Origin of the sequence: Alicyclobacillus acidiphilus NBRC 100859 (genome assembly GCF_001544355.1) — a bacterium.
Lineage (GTDB): Bacteria > Bacillota > Bacilli > Alicyclobacillales > Alicyclobacillaceae > Alicyclobacillus > Alicyclobacillus acidiphilus.
Genome location: NZ_BCQI01000010.1, coordinates 78413 through 94313 on the forward strand (window position 1 = coordinate 78413; position 15901 = coordinate 94313).

At 55.8% G+C, this 15901-nt stretch carries 12 protein-coding genes; 8 read left to right on the forward strand and 4 right to left on the reverse strand.

Annotated features, from left to right (window positions below; translation table 11 throughout):
• Positions 1–20 precede the first annotated feature (20 nt).
• The 5 genes from shc (at position 21) to AAC01S_RS05870 (ending at position 6424) form a co-directional block, all read left to right on the forward strand.
• Positions 21–1922, forward strand: a complete 1902-nt coding sequence (gene shc, locus AAC01S_RS05850) for a squalene--hopene cyclase (protein ID WP_067620273.1) — start codon at positions 21–23, stop codon at positions 1920–1922.
• A gap of 7 nt (positions 1923–1929) precedes the next feature.
• On the forward strand, positions 1930–2805 hold the full coding sequence (gene hpnC / locus AAC01S_RS05855; RefSeq protein ID WP_067620276.1) for a squalene synthase HpnC: 876 nt from the start codon (positions 1930–1932) through the stop codon (positions 2803–2805).
• A complete protein-coding gene (locus AAC01S_RS05860; RefSeq protein ID WP_067620279.1) occupies positions 2802–3662 on the forward strand; it encodes a phytoene/squalene synthase family protein in 861 nt (286 codons plus the stop codon). The genes hpnC and AAC01S_RS05860 overlap by 4 nt, the downstream gene beginning before the upstream one ends.
• Positions 3638–4999 carry a hydroxysqualene dehydroxylase HpnE gene (hpnE, locus tag AAC01S_RS05865; protein WP_067620282.1) on the forward strand — a complete coding sequence of 454 codons (1362 nt, stop codon included), beginning with the start codon at positions 3638–3640 and terminating at the stop codon, positions 4997–4999. The genes AAC01S_RS05860 and hpnE overlap by 25 nt, the downstream gene beginning before the upstream one ends.
• 81 nt (positions 5000–5080) lie before the next feature.
• Positions 5081–6424 carry a S1C family serine protease gene (locus AAC01S_RS05870; protein ID WP_067620285.1) on the forward strand — a complete coding sequence of 448 codons (1344 nt, stop codon included), beginning with the start codon at positions 5081–5083 and terminating at the stop codon, positions 6422–6424.
• A 200-nt stretch (positions 6425–6624) separates the two neighbouring features.
• Here the strand turns inward: AAC01S_RS05870 and AAC01S_RS05875 are convergent, their stop codons facing one another.
• Both AAC01S_RS05875 and AAC01S_RS05880 read right to left on the reverse strand, forming a co-directional pair.
• Positions 6625–7023 (reverse strand): VOC family protein, encoded by a 399-nt coding sequence (locus AAC01S_RS05875; RefSeq protein WP_067620288.1) that lies wholly within the window; start codon positions 7021–7023, stop codon positions 6625–6627.
• Complete coding sequence (locus AAC01S_RS05880) at positions 7016–7810, reverse strand: phosphosulfolactate synthase (protein ID WP_067620291.1); 795 nt, start codon at positions 7808–7810, stop codon at positions 7016–7018. Before AAC01S_RS05880 ends, AAC01S_RS05875 begins: the two co-directional genes overlap by 8 nt.
• A gap of 475 nt (positions 7811–8285) precedes the next feature.
• Between AAC01S_RS05880 and AAC01S_RS05885 the strand changes: the two genes are divergently transcribed.
• Entirely contained in the window at positions 8286–9455 is a 1170-nt protein-coding gene (locus tag AAC01S_RS05885) for a C40 family peptidase (RefSeq protein WP_067620294.1), read from the forward strand.
• Between the two features lie 110 nt (positions 9456–9565).
• Here the strand turns inward: AAC01S_RS05885 and AAC01S_RS05890 are convergent, their stop codons facing one another.
• Positions 9566–10795 carry a glycosyltransferase family 2 protein gene (locus AAC01S_RS05890; protein ID WP_083511559.1) on the reverse strand — a complete coding sequence of 410 codons (1230 nt, stop codon included), beginning with the start codon at positions 10793–10795 and terminating at the stop codon, positions 9566–9568.
• A 347-nt stretch (positions 10796–11142) separates the two neighbouring features.
• Between AAC01S_RS05890 and AAC01S_RS05895 the strand changes: the two genes are divergently transcribed.
• Both AAC01S_RS05895 and ltaE read left to right on the forward strand, forming a co-directional pair.
• Entirely contained in the window at positions 11143–13227 is a 2085-nt protein-coding gene (locus AAC01S_RS05895) for a peptidoglycan D,D-transpeptidase FtsI family protein (protein ID WP_067620297.1), read from the forward strand.
• Between the two features lie 51 nt (positions 13228–13278).
• Entirely contained in the window at positions 13279–14325 is a 1047-nt protein-coding gene (ltaE, locus tag AAC01S_RS05900; RefSeq protein ID WP_067620300.1) for a low-specificity L-threonine aldolase, read from the forward strand.
• Here the strand turns inward: ltaE and AAC01S_RS05905 are convergent.
• Positions 14291–15562: an MFS transporter gene (locus tag AAC01S_RS05905; RefSeq protein WP_067620303.1), complete on the reverse strand. Its 1272-nt coding sequence runs from the start codon at positions 15560–15562 to the stop codon at positions 14291–14293. The genes ltaE and AAC01S_RS05905 overlap by 35 nt on opposite strands.
• Positions 15563–15901 lie beyond the last annotated feature (339 nt).

Consider the following 15901-nt stretch of genomic DNA (forward strand, 5'->3'; position numbering starts at 1 on the left):
TAGGGAAGGGTGTGAATCGCGTGTCGAAGCAGCTTTTGGATGTACCGGCTTATTTGACGACACTCGACGCGGGCGTCGAGTTTCTATTGAGCCAACAGCGCGACGAAGGCTATTGGTGGGCGCCGCTGTTGACGAATGTCACGATGGAAGCGGAATACGTCCTGCTCTGTCACTGCTTGGATAAGGTGGACCAGGCACGGATGGAAAAGGTCAAGACATACCTGCTTCACGAACAACGGGAAGACGGCACCTGGTCGATTTACCCGAACGGTCCGCAGGATTTGAATGCGACGGTCGAGGCCTACACCGCTTTGAAGCTGCTGGGGGTCTCTCCCGACGAGGAACGGATGAAGCGGGCGCGGGCATTCATCCAAAGCAAGGGCGGTGTGGAGTCCACCCGCGTCTTCACCAGGCTCTGGCTCGCCGTCGTCGGGCAATACGATTGGAACAAGCTTCCGATTGTACCGCCTGAAATCATGCTCTTGGGCAAGAACCAACCGTTGAATATCTACGATTTCGCGTCGTGGGCGCGGCCGACCATCGTCACGTTGACCATCGTCATGAGTCATCGTCCGGTCTTCCGCCTGCCAGAGTATGCTCAGGTGCCGGAACTGTTTGAGACGGACGTTCCACCGTCACCGCCTTCGGCCAAAGGCGGCAATTCGAAATTCTTCTTGATGTTGGACAAGGTTTTGAAACATTATCAATCCTGGTCCGTCCATCCATTCCGCAAGGCTGCGGAAGAGAATGCGCTTCGCTGGATCTTGGAGCACCAGGCCGGCGACGGATCGTGGGGCGGGATTCAGCCGCCGTGGTTCTACGCGCTGTTGGCGCTCAAAGTGCTGAACATGACCAACCATCCGGCGTTCATCAAAGGCTGGGAAGGCCTCGACACGTACGGGCTGGAAACGCCGTATGGCGGCTGGATGTTCCAAGCGTCCATTTCGCCTGTTTGGGACACGGGGCTTAGTATTCTGGCCTTGCGTGCAGGCGGCCTTGCACCAGACCATCCGGCGTTGGTTAAAGCCGGCGAGTGGCTGCTGGACAGGCAAATCCGGACGCCAGGCGACTGGTCTGTCCGTCGGAAGAAGACGAAACCAGGCGGCTGGGCGTTCCAGTTTGATAACGATCACTATCCCGACATCGACGACACGGCGATTGTGGTGTGGGCGCTCAATGGATTGAAGCTGCCGAACGAAGCCCGCCGCCGCGACGCGATGACTTCGGGATTCCGCTGGTTGACGGCCATGCAAAGTTCGAACGGCGGTTGGGGCGCCTATGATGTTGACAACAACAAGACCTTGCCAAACCGAATCCCGTTCTGCGACTTCGGCGAGGTGATCGATCCGCCCTCGGAGGACGTCACCGCGCACGTGCTCGAATGCTTCGGCAGCTTCGGCTACGACGAGGCGTGGAAAGTGGTTGCAAGAGGCGTCACCTACCTCAAGCAAGCGCAAAAACCGGACGGTTCCTGGTTCGGACGCTGGGGCGTCAATTATATCTATGGTATCGGCGCTGTTGTGCCGGCTCTCAAGGCCGTTGGCGTCGATATGAAAGAGCCGTTCGTTCAAAAATCGCTCGACTGGCTTGTGGAACACCAGAACGAGGACGGCGGCTGGGGCGAGGATTGCCGTTCGTACGACGACGAGCGCTTTGCCGGAGTCGGTATCAGTACACCATCGCAGACCGCGTGGGCATTGATGGCGTTGATTGCTGGCGGGCGTGTCGAATCAGAGGCTGTTACCAAAGGTGTGGCGTATTTGACGGAGACGCAGCGCCCTGACGGCAGTTGGGACGAAGAGGTCTTCACGGGAACGGGTTTTCCGAAAGACTTCTATCTGGGCTATACACTCTATCGTCAAATATTCCCAGTACTCGCTTTGGGGCGGTATCGCGATGCCCTCAACGCGCTGAAGGGGTAGTCGTCGCATGCGTGAGATTCCCGAACGCCTGAAGCCAGATTTCGAGGTGTGCAAGAGACTCACGATGTCGCATTACGAGAACTTTTCCGTCGTATCCGGATTCGTTCCACGCGCAATTCGACCGCACTTTTGTTCTATTTATGCTTTTTGCCGCGGCGTGGACGATCTCGGAGATGAACTGGATGGGGATCGTCTTGCTGCATTGGACGCGTTTGAGCAGGAACTCCGCCGTTGTTACGACGGCCAACCGGAAACGCCAGCCTTTCGCGCGCTTCAGTTTACCATTTCGCAATTTGAACTTCCGGATGAGCCGTTTTTGCGGCTCATCCAAGTCAATCGACGGGATCAAACGCAAAAGACCTACGCGACGTGGGAAGACCTGAGAGACTACTGCCGCTATTCCGCCGATCCCGTCGGCAGATTGGTGTTGGGGTTGTTTGGGTATCGCGACGAAGAACGCTATGCTCTCTCTGACTACACCTGCACAGCTTTACAGATTGCGAACCATCTGCAAGATATCCACCGCGATGCGAAGGCTGGCCGCATTTACGTGCCCGAAGCCGATCTGCTGCGTTTCGGATCTTCGCTGGACGACATCTGGAATGGCCGAATGACAGACGGATTGCGGGCTTGTATCCAGTTCGAAGTGGATCGGACTGCACAATGGTTTGCCAAAGGTGCCAAACTGGAACATATGGTACCTCGACGACTAAGCATGCAGCTCCGTCTTTACCGATTGGGCGGCCAAGCGATACTGGACGCGTTGCGGGCGCAAAACTACGATCCGTTCATTCGACGGCCCGTGGTTTCAAACAGGCAAAAGTTGTGGATTGCCTTCCGGACACTCATCGGGGCGGCCAACCAAGGAGATGACGTCGGATGAATGTAGAACAGGCGTATGCCTACTGCGCTAAGGCTACACGTCAAGCCGGGAGCTCGTTCTTTTACGGTATGCGGTTGCTGCCTTCTCCGAAACGGTTTGCGATGTACGCCATTTATGCGTGGAGCCGCATGTGCGACGACGCCGTGGACGACTATCAAGGTGAAGAGGCAGAACGGCAACTGGCGAAAGCCGAGCGGATGTACCAGGAGGCGTTTGGTCCAGATTACCTGACGAGCGAGGAGCCGATCGTGGTCGCCTTAGGCGATTCGATTCGCAAATTCTCCTTGCCGAAAGAACCGTTCGACGGCCTCGTTCGGGGCATGCGAATGGACATGCAGCAGGTCCAGTTTCACTGCAGCGAAGAATTGGAAGAGTATTGCGATTGCGTGGCTGGAACGATTGGCGTGCTCAGCGTGCACGTGTTTGGTTTCCGCGATCCCCTCGCGCTCACCCTTGCTCGGGACATGGGGAGGGCCCTGCAGTTGACCAACATTCTTCGCGATTTAAAGGAAGATCTTAACCGCGGCCGCATCTATCTGCCAGAGGAGGAGCTCGGACGACACGGCTATTCGGTTGACGATCTCGTCAGCCGCCGCCGCACGCCCGCGTTTTATCAACTGATGAAGGATCAGGTTGCCCGTGCAGAATCCTATTATCAAAACGCAAAGCGGTTGTTTCCGTTGATCGATCGCGATTCGTTACGGTGTCTTCGCGTCCTGTTTTTGATGTACCACGAACTGCTCGAAAAAATTCAGCAGCGTGGTTTCGACGTGTTTGACCAGAAAGTGAGCTTGTCATCGTCTCGTAAATTAAGGTTAGTCTGGGGTGCACTATGGAACGCGTCAGCGACGGTATAGCCGTAATCGGAGCAGGCTGGGCTGGCATTGCAGCCGTCGAGGCCTTGCTGGAACGTGGTGTCCGAGGAGATGCCATCACCGTGATCGAACGCACGCCTTATCCAGGAGGGCGCGCGTTTTCCTTTGTCGACCGCAAATCGGGTCTCGATCTGGACAATGGCCAACACGTGCTGTTGGGCTGTTGCGACGAATACGTGGGTCTTCTGGATCGGCTCGACGTGCGCGGGGGATTCCGGTTTCAGCCGCTGCTGGACATTCCGATCTATCATGGCGGGAAGTTGCAGCATGTGTCGAGTCGCCGCCTGAGCGGGCCGCTACACCTGTTGCCAGGACTGCTTCGCTATGGTCACCTTCCGTTTCGCGAACGCATTCGGGCCATGCGGGCCGCGCCTGGTTTTCTGCATCCGGACGCGATGGCCCTCGATGCGCAGAGCTTCGGTGACTGGCTGCGCCAAATGGGGCAGTCGGAAGACACCATCGGATTATTGTGGGACTTGGTTGGGACGGCTGTCCTGAACGGGCATGTCGATGAGATCAGCGCAGGCTTGGCGGCTGAATCGTTCCGCATCGGCGTCGTGGCGGGCTGGAAGCGGGCGCGTCTCGGTCTTTTCACTCGGCCGCTCGGCGATCTCGCCGCCGAAGCCATCGCCCGTCTCCAGGCACGAGGCGTTCGCGTTCACTACTCGTCGTCGGTCGCAAGGCTCGACGTTCGAGATGGACGGATCGTTGGCTTGCGCCTGCGCGACGGATCGAACGTGCCCACCTCGCGCGTCATTTCGACGGTCCCGCAGGACGCGTTCATCAATCTGCTCCCAGAGGATTGGCGCCTGCGCGAACCGTTCTCCGCGGTACAAGGACTGCGGTGGAGTCCGATCCTGAATGTCTTCCTCGAATACGAGGAACCAGTGACGGATCACGAGGTGTTCGCTTCAACCGAGATGGGCGGCATGTTTGTGTTCAATCGCGGCAGATTATTGCCAGAATCGCGTCGGGATGGGCGCTGGCTATCAGTGTCCGTGTCCGCCGCGGGCGCGTTTCGGTCGCTCGATCACGCCGAGATCGTCACGCGGGTCACCCGCGCCATCGCCGGGGCGTGTCCCCGAGCGCGTTCTGCCAAACTCCGCCACGCCTCGGTCGTGTGGCAGCCCCATGCCACCTTTTTGGCGGCGCCGAACACGTGGACTTCGCGTCTGGACGCAAAGACGCCCATCGCTGGCCTCTACGCGGCGGGCGACTGGACCAACACCGGCTGGCCCGCGAGTTTGGAAGGCGCGGTGCGGAGTGGGCGAACCGCGGCGCAACTTGTGGAAATCGCGGAAACTGCGGAACGAAACTGATTTCGAGCCTGTTTCAATATTCACGGTGCATACTACAGACATCGGTTGAGTCACTTGTCGACGAAAGGTGTGGAATATCCGATGGGATACTATCGTTCAAGGAGAGACAACGGCGTATTCCGCGAGTCTGCCAATTCCCTGAAATGGGTAGCGACAGTCGTTGTGTCAGCGTTGGTTGGGGCCGGCGCAACGCTAGCGGTCACACCGATCATCAAGAACGTCAACTCGCCAACCGCAACACCGACGACTTCGCTTTCACAATCGACAACCAATTCGAGTGCGCCGATGTCTGTCAACGTCAACGTGAATGACGATATTACACAGGTGTTTAAGAAAGTGGAGCCCGACGTGGTTGCCGTGGTCAATTACACGACCACCGACGATTTCTTTACGCAGCAGTCACAGACGCAGGAGTCGGACATCGGCTCGGGAGTCTATTTCCATAACGACGGAAAAAATGCTTATATCGTGACCAACAATCACGTGGTGCAAGGCGGCTCAAAAGTGGAAATCGTTCTCAGTACCAATAAGCAGGTACCTGCCACGGTCGTCGGAACTGACCCGTTCACCGATTTGGCCGTGCTGAAAGTGCCGATTTCCACATTCGCGCATGTGCAACCCGCACAGTTCGCGAACTCCGATGACATTCAGGTTGGGGAACCCGCCATCGCGATCGGGACGCCGATGGGCTTGGACTTCGCGGATACGGTTACCGCCGGTATCGTCAGCGGCAATCAGCGCATGATGCCTGTTGAAGAACCCGATAGCGACAGCACCTTGGATTATCAATCGGTCATTCAAACGGATGCAGCCATCAATCCAGGAAACAGCGGCGGTCCATTGTTGAATGCCAGCGGCCAAGTCATTGGCATCAACAGCAGTAAAATCGTCGAGCAGGATTTCGAAGGCATGGGCTTCGCCATTCCGTCGAACGAAGTGCTGAATGTGGCAGATCAGATCATGCAGACGGGTCACGCTGTTCATCCGGCGCTCGGGGTTGAAGGCATCGACTTGTCCACGGTACCGTCGCAGTATATTCCGTCGAATATCCCGGTTGATTACGGTTTTTACGTGCAGTCCGTAACATCTTCAGCAGCGAAAAAGGCAGGTCTGAAGGCCGGGGACGTGATCATCGCGATCAACGGAAAGACTGTGCAAACCATGGCAGATTTGCGGACCGACCTGTTCGCCATGAAGCCGGGGCAGGTAGTCAAGGTTACCGTGTATCGCGGACAAACGAAGCTGACGCTGAATGTTCCATTGGGATCGCAGGAATCGCCCAACACAACGGCTGCGGGCGGCGGTGACAATAATAGCGCGAGCAACAACTCCGACGGCGGCGGCTTCCAGACGCCGTTCGGATCAGGCAGTGGCAGCGGCGGTGGTTTTGACCCGTTCAATTCGACGACGCCCTTCGGCTATTGATGGCGTATTGACGGGAACAGCCGATACCATTTCGTATACGTTTCAGCAAATCAAGCGCTGTTCGGGGCCTGCGACAAGCAGTCCGCTCCCGGCAGCGCTTGATTTGTGAAGTTATTTGTGGATGCGGTGAAACAAAACTGCCGCTCCCTCTTGCCGCGTGAACGGCAGGGGAGCGACAGTCGATATATTGAACTGGTCAATCAGTACATCATGCGGGGATCTGGATAGTACTTAAATTCGAGCAGATTGTTCGAAGGATCTTGCAAGAAAAACATCTCGTGTTCCTCGATTTTGCCCTGGAAACGCTTCGATAAGTCTTGGAAAAATGGAATCTCGCGTTGTTTGGCGAGCTTGTACAGATTGTCAAACTCCTGCTTGTCCTTAAATGTCACACCAAAATGACGGGGATACATCTTCACTTGTTGATCATAGTCTTGAGACAGGTGGCACACTACTTGATCGCCAAAAAAATCGAGTGTGATTCGGTCAGCGTAACGACGGGCAAGTTTGCATCCGAGCTTGGTGACGTAGAATTCGAACGTCTCGTCCAAGTCTTTGGCTGGGATAGCCAAGTGAAATACGTTATTCGGGTCACGCATGGTGAAGGCCTCCTTCTTCAAACAGCATCAGTGTATCGGAGCGAAGTCCGAGTCGAAGTGTCTCCAATGGAATGATATGTGCAAACGGAACGTTCGCCAAGTTGACGCTCGGTCCGACCTTTTCAATAAAATAGGCTTGCAGCGTCTTGTTTGGGGCTTCAAAGATGAGCGAGTTCACATCGATGCCAGCGCCGAGGATTTCCTCAATCAACCCGAAACGCAATTCTCCGTCTTCTCGGCAAATGCCGCTCGTTCCAGATTCGCGGGCTTCCGTGATGACTCGGATGGCTCCCGCAGCGAGATCGGCCCGAATGTACTCAATCCAACGATTCGGCGGAAGCATCAGCGATTGGTTGACGTCCTTGAAACCGACCTCGCTCAACACCTGAAAGTGTTGTGCGTATCGATGAATCCATTCACACTTTTCTTCGTTCGACATGGGCACTGTTCCGTTGGAAATTTCGACATAGCGACATTCGTGTCGCAGGCAAAATTCCGTGTAGCGTTCGGTCTTTCCCTGAATGTAGTACTTTTCAAACAATGTGCCGCCAAAAAAATAATCAATGCCGTGATTCTTCAGGCACTGGATCTTTTCTTCGAGTTTTGGCGTCACAATCGAGGTACCCCAACCAAATTTCACAACGTCAACGTAGGTGCCGACGCTGTCCATCACATCTTCAAACTCGCGGAGTGGAACACCATTGTCAATAATAATGGTCCACCCGGATTGTCTTGGTTTCGCTTCTCGTTGTGGCAGCTCGAGGCCTAAGTTTGGCGCATCCAACATCGTCGTTCACTCTCCCTGAGAATAGCATTCGAGCATGGTAATTCCTTTCTGACTCTACCTGTCAATCGTTGAAAGTCGATTGAAAACCCAAGGATTAACGAGGCGTTTCAAGAGCCAGGCACTAGCTCACGATACCAATGGCCTTCTTTAAGATTGTCTCAAAAAAACCTCAAACGAACCGCTTACATTGTACACCGCCAGACATGAACTTGTACGATTCGCCAACGACCGTGTGCTGGAGATCATCGTTCCAATATGTGATTTCATTGGCAATCCCGCAAAATTCGCGAAATTCGAGTGTGCCGCCAGGGAGGAGATCGGCGCAATGTGTCGAATTTAAGCTTGTCGAATTTGCTAGAAACACAAGCAATTTTAGCGAACCATCGTCTAGAGGTGCAGGTTGTTTTTTCGGTAGGGATTCGTGAACCAGCCGTTCGCAGAGATAGAACGTTATCGAATTGTAAGAGGAGCTGCTATGTCGATTAAATCCAAAGTGACCATGGGGCTTTCTACTGTTGCCGTTGTCTCTATCGCACTCTATCCGGTATCCGTTTCAGCTGATTCCTTGGCGGATGAACAAGCGAAATTGTCACAACTGCAAAGTCAAAAATTGTCTATCGAAAAGCAGGTTCAGACCGACGCGTCGAAAGCGCTGATGTTGAAGAACGCCATCGCTACATATAACAATTCCATTCACGCGGTTGATGCGCAGATTCAATCGAGTTCTGTCAAGATGACGGCACTGAAGGCGCAGCAACAACAATTGGATGAGGACCTGGTGAAAAATCAGGCGGAGTTGACTCAGGAGCAAAACGAGCTCGCTGAAATTGTTCGCGGTGAATATGAGGATGGCAATGTTTCGTACCTCGAGGTGCTGTTTAACGCGACGAGTTTCAGCGATTTCCTGTCGAGGCTGTACGACTTGTCCGTTGTATCGAAAACCCAGAATCAGGTTGTCAACAACGTCAAGGCCCTGCAGCAGTCCATTATCCAAAAGCAGAACCAAGTGAAGGCGTCGGAGCAGCAACTGGCACAAGTTCAGTCGCAGTTGGAAGCGCTCGAGCAAACCGACGAGACGTTGAAGTCACATCGTGAAAGTGATTTGGAGAATGTCGAAAACGACATTCAGAACGGGCAGGCACAACAAGGGATGCTCGAAAGCCAAATTCAACTGACACAGTCCGACATTCAAGCGATTGAAGAGGCTACGAAAGAGGCGGAAGAGCAAGAGAGCAATACGCAATATGTCCAACAGCAGGCGGCCGGTTTGGTAACTGCGGATCCATCGGCAATCATCGCGTTTGCCGAATCGTTCATGGGGACGCCGTACGTTTGGGGCGGCACGTCGCCGAGCGGATTCGACTGTTCCGGCTTCACGCAGTACGTGATGGCTCATTTTGGCGTGTACATCAGCCGTACTTCGGAAGAGCAGTTTGCTGCTGGCGTACCCGTATCCGAGAACGATTTGCAGCCTGGAGATCTCGTGTTCTTCAGCACGTATGCTCCGGGTGCGACGCACGTGGGCATCTACATCGGAAACGGTTTAATGGTCGACTCGCAGGATATGGGCGTGTCCATCGACAGCGTATTCAATTCCTATTGGGGACCGAAGTATATCGGCGCGCGGCGGTATATCAAATCGTAATCGGTAACAGACAGGTGGACAGAGCCATTCGGGAACTTGCTCAAGCTTCCCGAATGGCTCTGTCCGCTTTCTGTGTTTGTGGGGAAGAATTCGCTTCAGCGTTTTACGTTTTACATCCCGCGGCGGAGTTCTCGCAGTGTATAGAAGGTATCGCGCCATACGAGTCCGCCGCGCTTCAGGGCCATGACTGCCGAACGGCTGAAGGAAAAAGCGTATAAGGCCATACCAAGCGGTAAAATCAGAAACTGGTGTTTCGGAAACCGGAGAAACACGGCGTTCAGTTCGTACAAAATACCCATCATCACCAGGGCACTCAGGTAGATAAGCCGCGTCCAGCCACTGCTGGCCAAGGCGCCGATGAAAGGTGTCGAGTAGAGTGCCATCATCACGATCATGCTGAGAAACAAGAGTCCCGCCGAATAGCGAAAGGCGGGCAGCGGCGCCTTTTCCATGCCGACGATCATCGCTCTCAGGTTGGGATACCACTCAATTTCAATGAATTGCCGAGCGATCACGAACCGTTGTCGAAATCCTTTGCGCTTGATCTGCTTGCCCAAGTGCAGGTCGTCGTCAGGACGCAGCGCGATGGCTTGGTGCGTGCCGCAGGCATGATAGGCGGATCGTTCGACGAGATTGAACGCGCCGATGCCTGCATGCGCTTTGGCGCGTGGCCGGTACGCGCTTTGCGGACGTTTGAACAGCACGTAATTGAAGATGTATGCCGCTGTCAACAGCCGGAGCCAATAGCCTTGGGCGATCAACGCCGGGGCAACCGTCAGGTGGTGCAGATTGTGGCGGTGCACGTAATCCATCGCTCGTTCAATGGCATCCGGATAAAACCAGACGTCCGCATCCGCGAACAGCAGCCATTGGCCTGAGGCCGCCGTCGCGCCCACGTACAGCGCGTGGTTTTTGCCAAGCCATCCGGGAGGCAGTTCACGGATGTGAATGGCCTTGATTTCACGGTGTTGCGCTGCCAGTTGATCGATCTCGGGCCCCGTCTCGTCGGTGGAGCGATCATTGACTAAAATAAGTTCGAGATTGCCGTACGTTTGCCGGAGCAGCGATTCGACCGTCTGACGGATCCGCGATGACTCGTCGCGCGCCGCCACGATCACGGAGACCTTGTCCTGCGCCCGACGGGCGTTCGCGGCTTGCGCGATGCGAGTGGCCGGTTGCTCAATTCGTGACAGTTGAGGCGTCCGCACGAGATCGGGTATCGTGCGAATGAAGATCACAGCCCAGATTGCGAATGTGATCCATGGAATGAGAATCTGCCAGTGCACAGATTCCACCCACGTCCGCCAAGGTAGCCATTGCACCCATTCCACCCAGGACATGTTGAATGCCTTCTTTCGAAAAGATGAAATCGCCGCGCGGGTACCGCGCGATTGGTTCACCGTTATTATACAAATCTGCGCTCCGAAATAGTTAGTCCTATGGCACATTCGCGACGGGAACAACATCATTTCAAGGTTGAACAGTGGCATGATGATTTTTCCAGCGTATGATCGGCGGACTTGAGAGAGTCTGAACAGAGTCACACGTTTCGCGATGGCAAAGGCCTATCTTCTTTTGACAAACTTTTGACAGTATAGAAATAGACGAAATAGATACGCTGATTGGGTCGTCAATGTATTCGTCAATGTATTAAGATGACATTAATCATATGATTCGAGGTCATGCAATGAAGAAGAAGGAACAGCTTTCGGATGAAGAAAAACGGCTGCGCAAACGGGTATTCAGGACGAATGTCGTCTATGGTATGGTCTTTCTCTCATTTACCTCTTTGATCTTGCGAGCCTCGTACATCCAAATCGTGAAAGGCAAAACGTATCGACAGCAAGAGCTGACGACGCAATTTACGAAGATTCCCGTGCTTCCTCAGCGCGGTTGGATCTATGACGCCAACGGGCAGGTTCTGGCGTGGGACAAGCCGACGATGAATATCGTCATGAACCGATACACGACGTTGTCCAAGGCTCAGTACCTGCAGGTTGCGAACACGCTCGCGCCCGTGTTGAACACGACGCCGAAAAAGCTGTACGCGACGATGCAAGGAAGCCCTGGGCAGATTCAGGTGGTACTTGCCTCGGGTGTGACAGACAAGCAGGTGGCGTTTGTCGTCGAGCATCAATCGCAGTTGCCGAGTGTGCAGGTGGTCCAGGACTATATACGCGAGTATCCGAACGGCGATCTCGCTGGCCAAGTGCTTGGCTATGTCGGGGCGTTGACGGCGGAACAAGCGAAACAGCCGCAGTTCAAAAACTATTTGTACAGCCAGCAAGTTGGACAAACGGGCATTGAAGCTGAATATGAACAGGAGTTGCAAGGGAAACCGGGATACGATTTGGTGACCATCAACTCTGCCGGCAACGCCGTGGGCAGCGTGGGTTCGGTGCCGCCCGTCGACGGAGACAACATTCAATTGACGCTTGACGGCCATGAACAGGCAGAGGCGCAGATGATCATGCAGAAGCAGATTGAGAGCCTGCAGAATACGTCCGTCGAGAACGCGGCGGCAGTCATGCTGAACGTCAAGACCGGCGGCGTCATTGCGATGGTGAGCTATCCGTACCTGGATCCAAACTGGTTCACCAACGGCACCATCGGCCAGCATGCCAACTACCTGAGCACGTCGGGCGCGCAGTTGAACAACGTGATCAACACGTTCAACTATCCGGGATCGACCGTCAAGCCGGCGAACATGTTGACCGCGTTGAAGGCCGGTGTGGTCACACCCAATACCTTAATCGAGGACGATGGTTACATCTACATCGGAACCTCCCGCAAAAACGAGGACGAAGGCTTTGTCTTCGGCGCTGTGAACCCAATCGAAGCGATTGTGGTGTCGAGTGACGTGTTCTTCTATCAGGTGGGATTGTGGCTCGGCAAGTGGTTCGGCAGCAGCACATCGAGCGGTGGCTATTTCCCTTCGAGTGACAAGACGTTCCAAAATTATTTGGATACAGATTTTGCGAAGGGCATCAATCAACTGTTTCAGGGAGAGGTCGACTTCGGCCTCGGGCAGAAGACCGGGATCGACTTGCCTTATGAAAGTTCTGGTTCGTTCTACATTGAGGACTCGCGGGAACAGAACGCGCAGGTGCCGTACGACCTGAAGGCGAGTGAAGAATCGATCAAGAAGACGGGGCGGTATGTCAACTATGGCTCTCCAGCCAGTCTGGCGGACGCGGCCATCGGTCAGTCGCAGATGTTTACGCCGATGGAGTTGGGACAGTACGTGATGACCCTGGCCGACCAGGGCAAACGGCTGCAGCCGCACTTGCTGGAACGCGTCTACAGCGCAAATACGACTCCGAATACGGGCGGCCGCCCCATCAAGACAGCGAAGACGGTTGTGCAGAGTACGGTTCACGCGACGGCCGCACAGTGGTCTTTGATTAAGCAGGGTATGTACGGCGTGACATCCAATCCTTCCGGTACGGCGTATTCGGCCTTCGCGGGGGCTCACTATCAGGCTGCGGGCAAGACAGGAACGGCACAGATTTACATTCACGGCAAGCCAACCGACAACTCCGTGTTCATCTGTTACGCGCCGCTCAACAACCCGATTGTCGCGGTCGCGGTGATGGCTCCCGGCGGCGGCTACGGTGCGCAGTTCTCGGCCGTGATCGCGCGCCAGATGATCGATGCCTATTTCAACGAGCATCACGAACCGTTCATGCCGAAATCGGGGTGGACGTCGACGGCGATTCCTTCAGATTGGAAGACGTCGTCCGCCTATCAAATTCCGGAACACAGCAAATGATGGAAGAGCATCGGCTGGCTGACAGTCGGTCAGGAAAAGTGGAGGAGAATCATGGCGAAGCGGATTGACTTGCGAAGCGATACGGTGACCAAACCGACGGAAGAGATGCGCCGCCTGATGGCCAAGGCGGAAGTTGGAGACGACGTCTACGGCGAAGACCCGACAGTCAATCGATTGGAGGAACTCGCCGCTCACATGTTCGGCAAAGAAGCGGCGTTGTTCGTCACCAGCGGCACACAGGGCAACCAAGTGGCGATTGCGTCGTTTGCCGGACGTGGAGACGAAGTGATCGCCGAAGCCGAATCTCACGTGTTTTTCTACGAAGCGGCTGGCATTTCCGCCATCGCCGGTGCGCAAACGCGGCAAATCCCGGGCGACAGGGGCGTGCTGCGTCCGGCGGACGTCCGCCAGGCGATTCGCAACAAGGACATCCATCAGCCGCGAACGGCACTCGTCTGTATCGAAAATACGCACAATCGAGCTGGCGGAACCATCACGCCCATCGCGACGTTGCAAGAGATCCACGAAATCGCCCACGCCGCGGGGGCGGCCGTGCACATGGATGGCGCGCGTTTGTTCAACGCCGTCGTTGCGACAGGCATCGGCGAACGGGAATGGGCGTCGCACGTCGACACCGTGCAATTTTGCCTGTCGAAAGGCCTGGGGGCGCCAGTCGGCTCGTTGGTGGTCGGGTCGCGGGAGGTCATCGATAGAGCGAGGGTTTGGCGGAAACGGCTTGGCGGCGGCATGCGGCAGGCCGGTGTCCTTGCTGCGCCAGGTCTTTGGGCGTTGACCAATATGGTCGAACGCCTCGCGGACGATCACGCCAATGCCCGTCACTTGGCTGAACAACTGGTTGCCATGTCTGGCGTTCGCGTCGATATGGAGACCGTGCAGACGAACATTGTCATCTGCGACGTGGAGGATACAGGGCGCACCGCCGACGAATTCGTCGGCGCGCTGAGGCGGGACGGCGTATTGGCGAGCGCGTTCGGACCCACGCAAATCCGATTCGTGACACACAAGGACGTTTCTCGTTCCGACATCGACACCGCAGTTTCCGTCATGGCGAAGCTTGTGGCGTCTCTCCGGCGTTGAGCATGGGCGTGTCGTCACCGCGCGGCGAAAACGCGTTGGCCAGATCCTCGCGAATCGGCAGCAGATACAGCAGTCCGCCCGCCGTCCCGAGGGATCCCATGGCAAACAGCGCGTCCCGCAGCGGGCTGTGCGTGATCACAAGTCCAAAGATGGCCATGCCAAGCGGTGTGGCCATCGAAAACAAGGCGCCAATGGTGCCGAACGCCCGACCTCGGGCCTCCGCAGGAATGTATCGACTTGCCAAGGCAGAGAATCCTCCGTTCAGCGTACCAATCATAAATCCCATCCACAGCGCGATTAGGCAGTCCACGACGGCGCTCACCCAAATCCCCATCAAACCCGTGGCCAATCCAGTCGAGATGAGCGACACGAAGAAGATCCAGCGAATCGTGCAGCGCTTCATGATCGCGTTGAGCGTCACGCCGCCGACGATGACCCCGAGAAAAAAGGAAGCGTTGACGAGGCCGAGATCGAACGCGGAACCATGCAGTGGGCCTTTGACCCACGCCGTCAGGACGAGATCGAACGGCGCAAACGCGAAATTGACGAACGAAGCCGCAATCAGCGTCAGCAGGAGAAATTTTGATCGCGCGAACATCTGGAGACCTTCGCGAAAGGACGACCAGAATGGATGCGACGTCTTCGGCGAAGCGGTCGCCTCCGAGGTGCGGCGGAACGGCATCAGCCACACGCTGATAGCGGACACGGCGAACGAGATGCCGTCGAACGCGAACAGCAGCGGCGCGCCAAGGACGGACAGCAGGCTACCGCCGGAGAGCATGCCAAGAAGCTGGACTGTGGCTGTGGTCGACTGTTCGAAACCGACCGCTTGCGAGATTTCGTCTTGGCTGACGATACTCGGAACAATGGCGCCTGCGGCCGGTCCAAAAAACGTACCGACGACTTGCAGCAGCAATGTTAAAATGACGATGGGCCAGAGCGCCGGCCGAAATGCCGCGATGGCTGCCATGCATCCACACAGAATCATGCGGATGACGTCCGCCAACATGAGGATGCGCAGCTTCGGCCAACGATCGACGAAAACGCCTGTGAAGAGGCCGAGCACTTGCGGCAGAGCGCCGGCCATGCTGACGATGGCGAGATCGGCCTTCGATCCCGTCGTCGCATACACGAACCAAGGCAGCGCGATGGCGTACAGGTTGTTCCCGAATGTCGATACAAGCTGTCCAATCATGAGTGTCAGATAATTGCGATTTTGCATTAGGCTGCGAACCAATGAGCATCCTCCTAGGCGTTGCAGATTGAATAAGACCATGTGTAGCAAGGGCTCTGAGGGCGAGAAACGGGACTCCATCCCCGCCGCGGGCGAACATGGGGGCGGCGTAAGGGACAAAAGTACCGTTACGGCGGCGCGCGCGGAGTGACAGGGTCACCGACCGGGGAGTGACCGGGTCACCCGTGGAGTGACAGGGTCACCGACCGGGGCAAATAGGCGGCCCTGGGCCGCTTATTTCGGTGAAATGGCCCGGTTGGCTGGCAAATAGGCGGCCTCAGGCCGCTTATTTGCTTCCATTCCCCCAGAATGGCGATGATTCAGTCACTTAAGCGTCTGTGA

What these genes read in the sequence shown, in the direction of transcription:
- AAC01S_RS05875 (WP_067620288.1), bottom strand. Translation starts at nt 7,023, where the DNA reads ATGCGTGACCCGAATAACGTATTTCACTTGGCTATCCCAGCCAAAGAC.
- hpnE (WP_067620282.1), top strand. Translation starts at nt 3,638, where the DNA reads ATGGAACGCGTCAGCGACGGTATAGCCGTAATCGGAGCAGGCTGGGCT.
- ltaE (WP_067620300.1), top strand. Translation starts at nt 13,279, where the DNA reads ATGGCGAAGCGGATTGACTTGCGAAGCGATACGGTGACCAAACCGACG.
- AAC01S_RS05880 (WP_067620291.1), bottom strand. Translation starts at nt 7,810, where the DNA reads ATGTTGGATGCGCCAAACTTAGGCCTCGAGCTGCCACAACGAGAAGCG.
- hpnC (WP_067620276.1), top strand. Translation starts at nt 1,930, where the DNA reads ATGCGTGAGATTCCCGAACGCCTGAAGCCAGATTTCGAGGTGTGCAAG.
- AAC01S_RS05890 (WP_083511559.1), bottom strand. Translation starts at nt 10,795, where the DNA reads ATGTCCTGGGTGGAATGGGTGCAATGGCTACCTTGGCGGACGTGGGTG.
- AAC01S_RS05870 (WP_067620285.1), top strand. Translation starts at nt 5,081, where the DNA reads ATGGGATACTATCGTTCAAGGAGAGACAACGGCGTATTCCGCGAGTCT.
- AAC01S_RS05895 (WP_067620297.1), top strand. Translation starts at nt 11,143, where the DNA reads ATGAAGAAGAAGGAACAGCTTTCGGATGAAGAAAAACGGCTGCGCAAA.
- AAC01S_RS05860 (WP_067620279.1), top strand. Translation starts at nt 2,802, where the DNA reads ATGAATGTAGAACAGGCGTATGCCTACTGCGCTAAGGCTACACGTCAA.
- AAC01S_RS05885 (WP_067620294.1), top strand. Translation starts at nt 8,286, where the DNA reads ATGTCGATTAAATCCAAAGTGACCATGGGGCTTTCTACTGTTGCCGTT.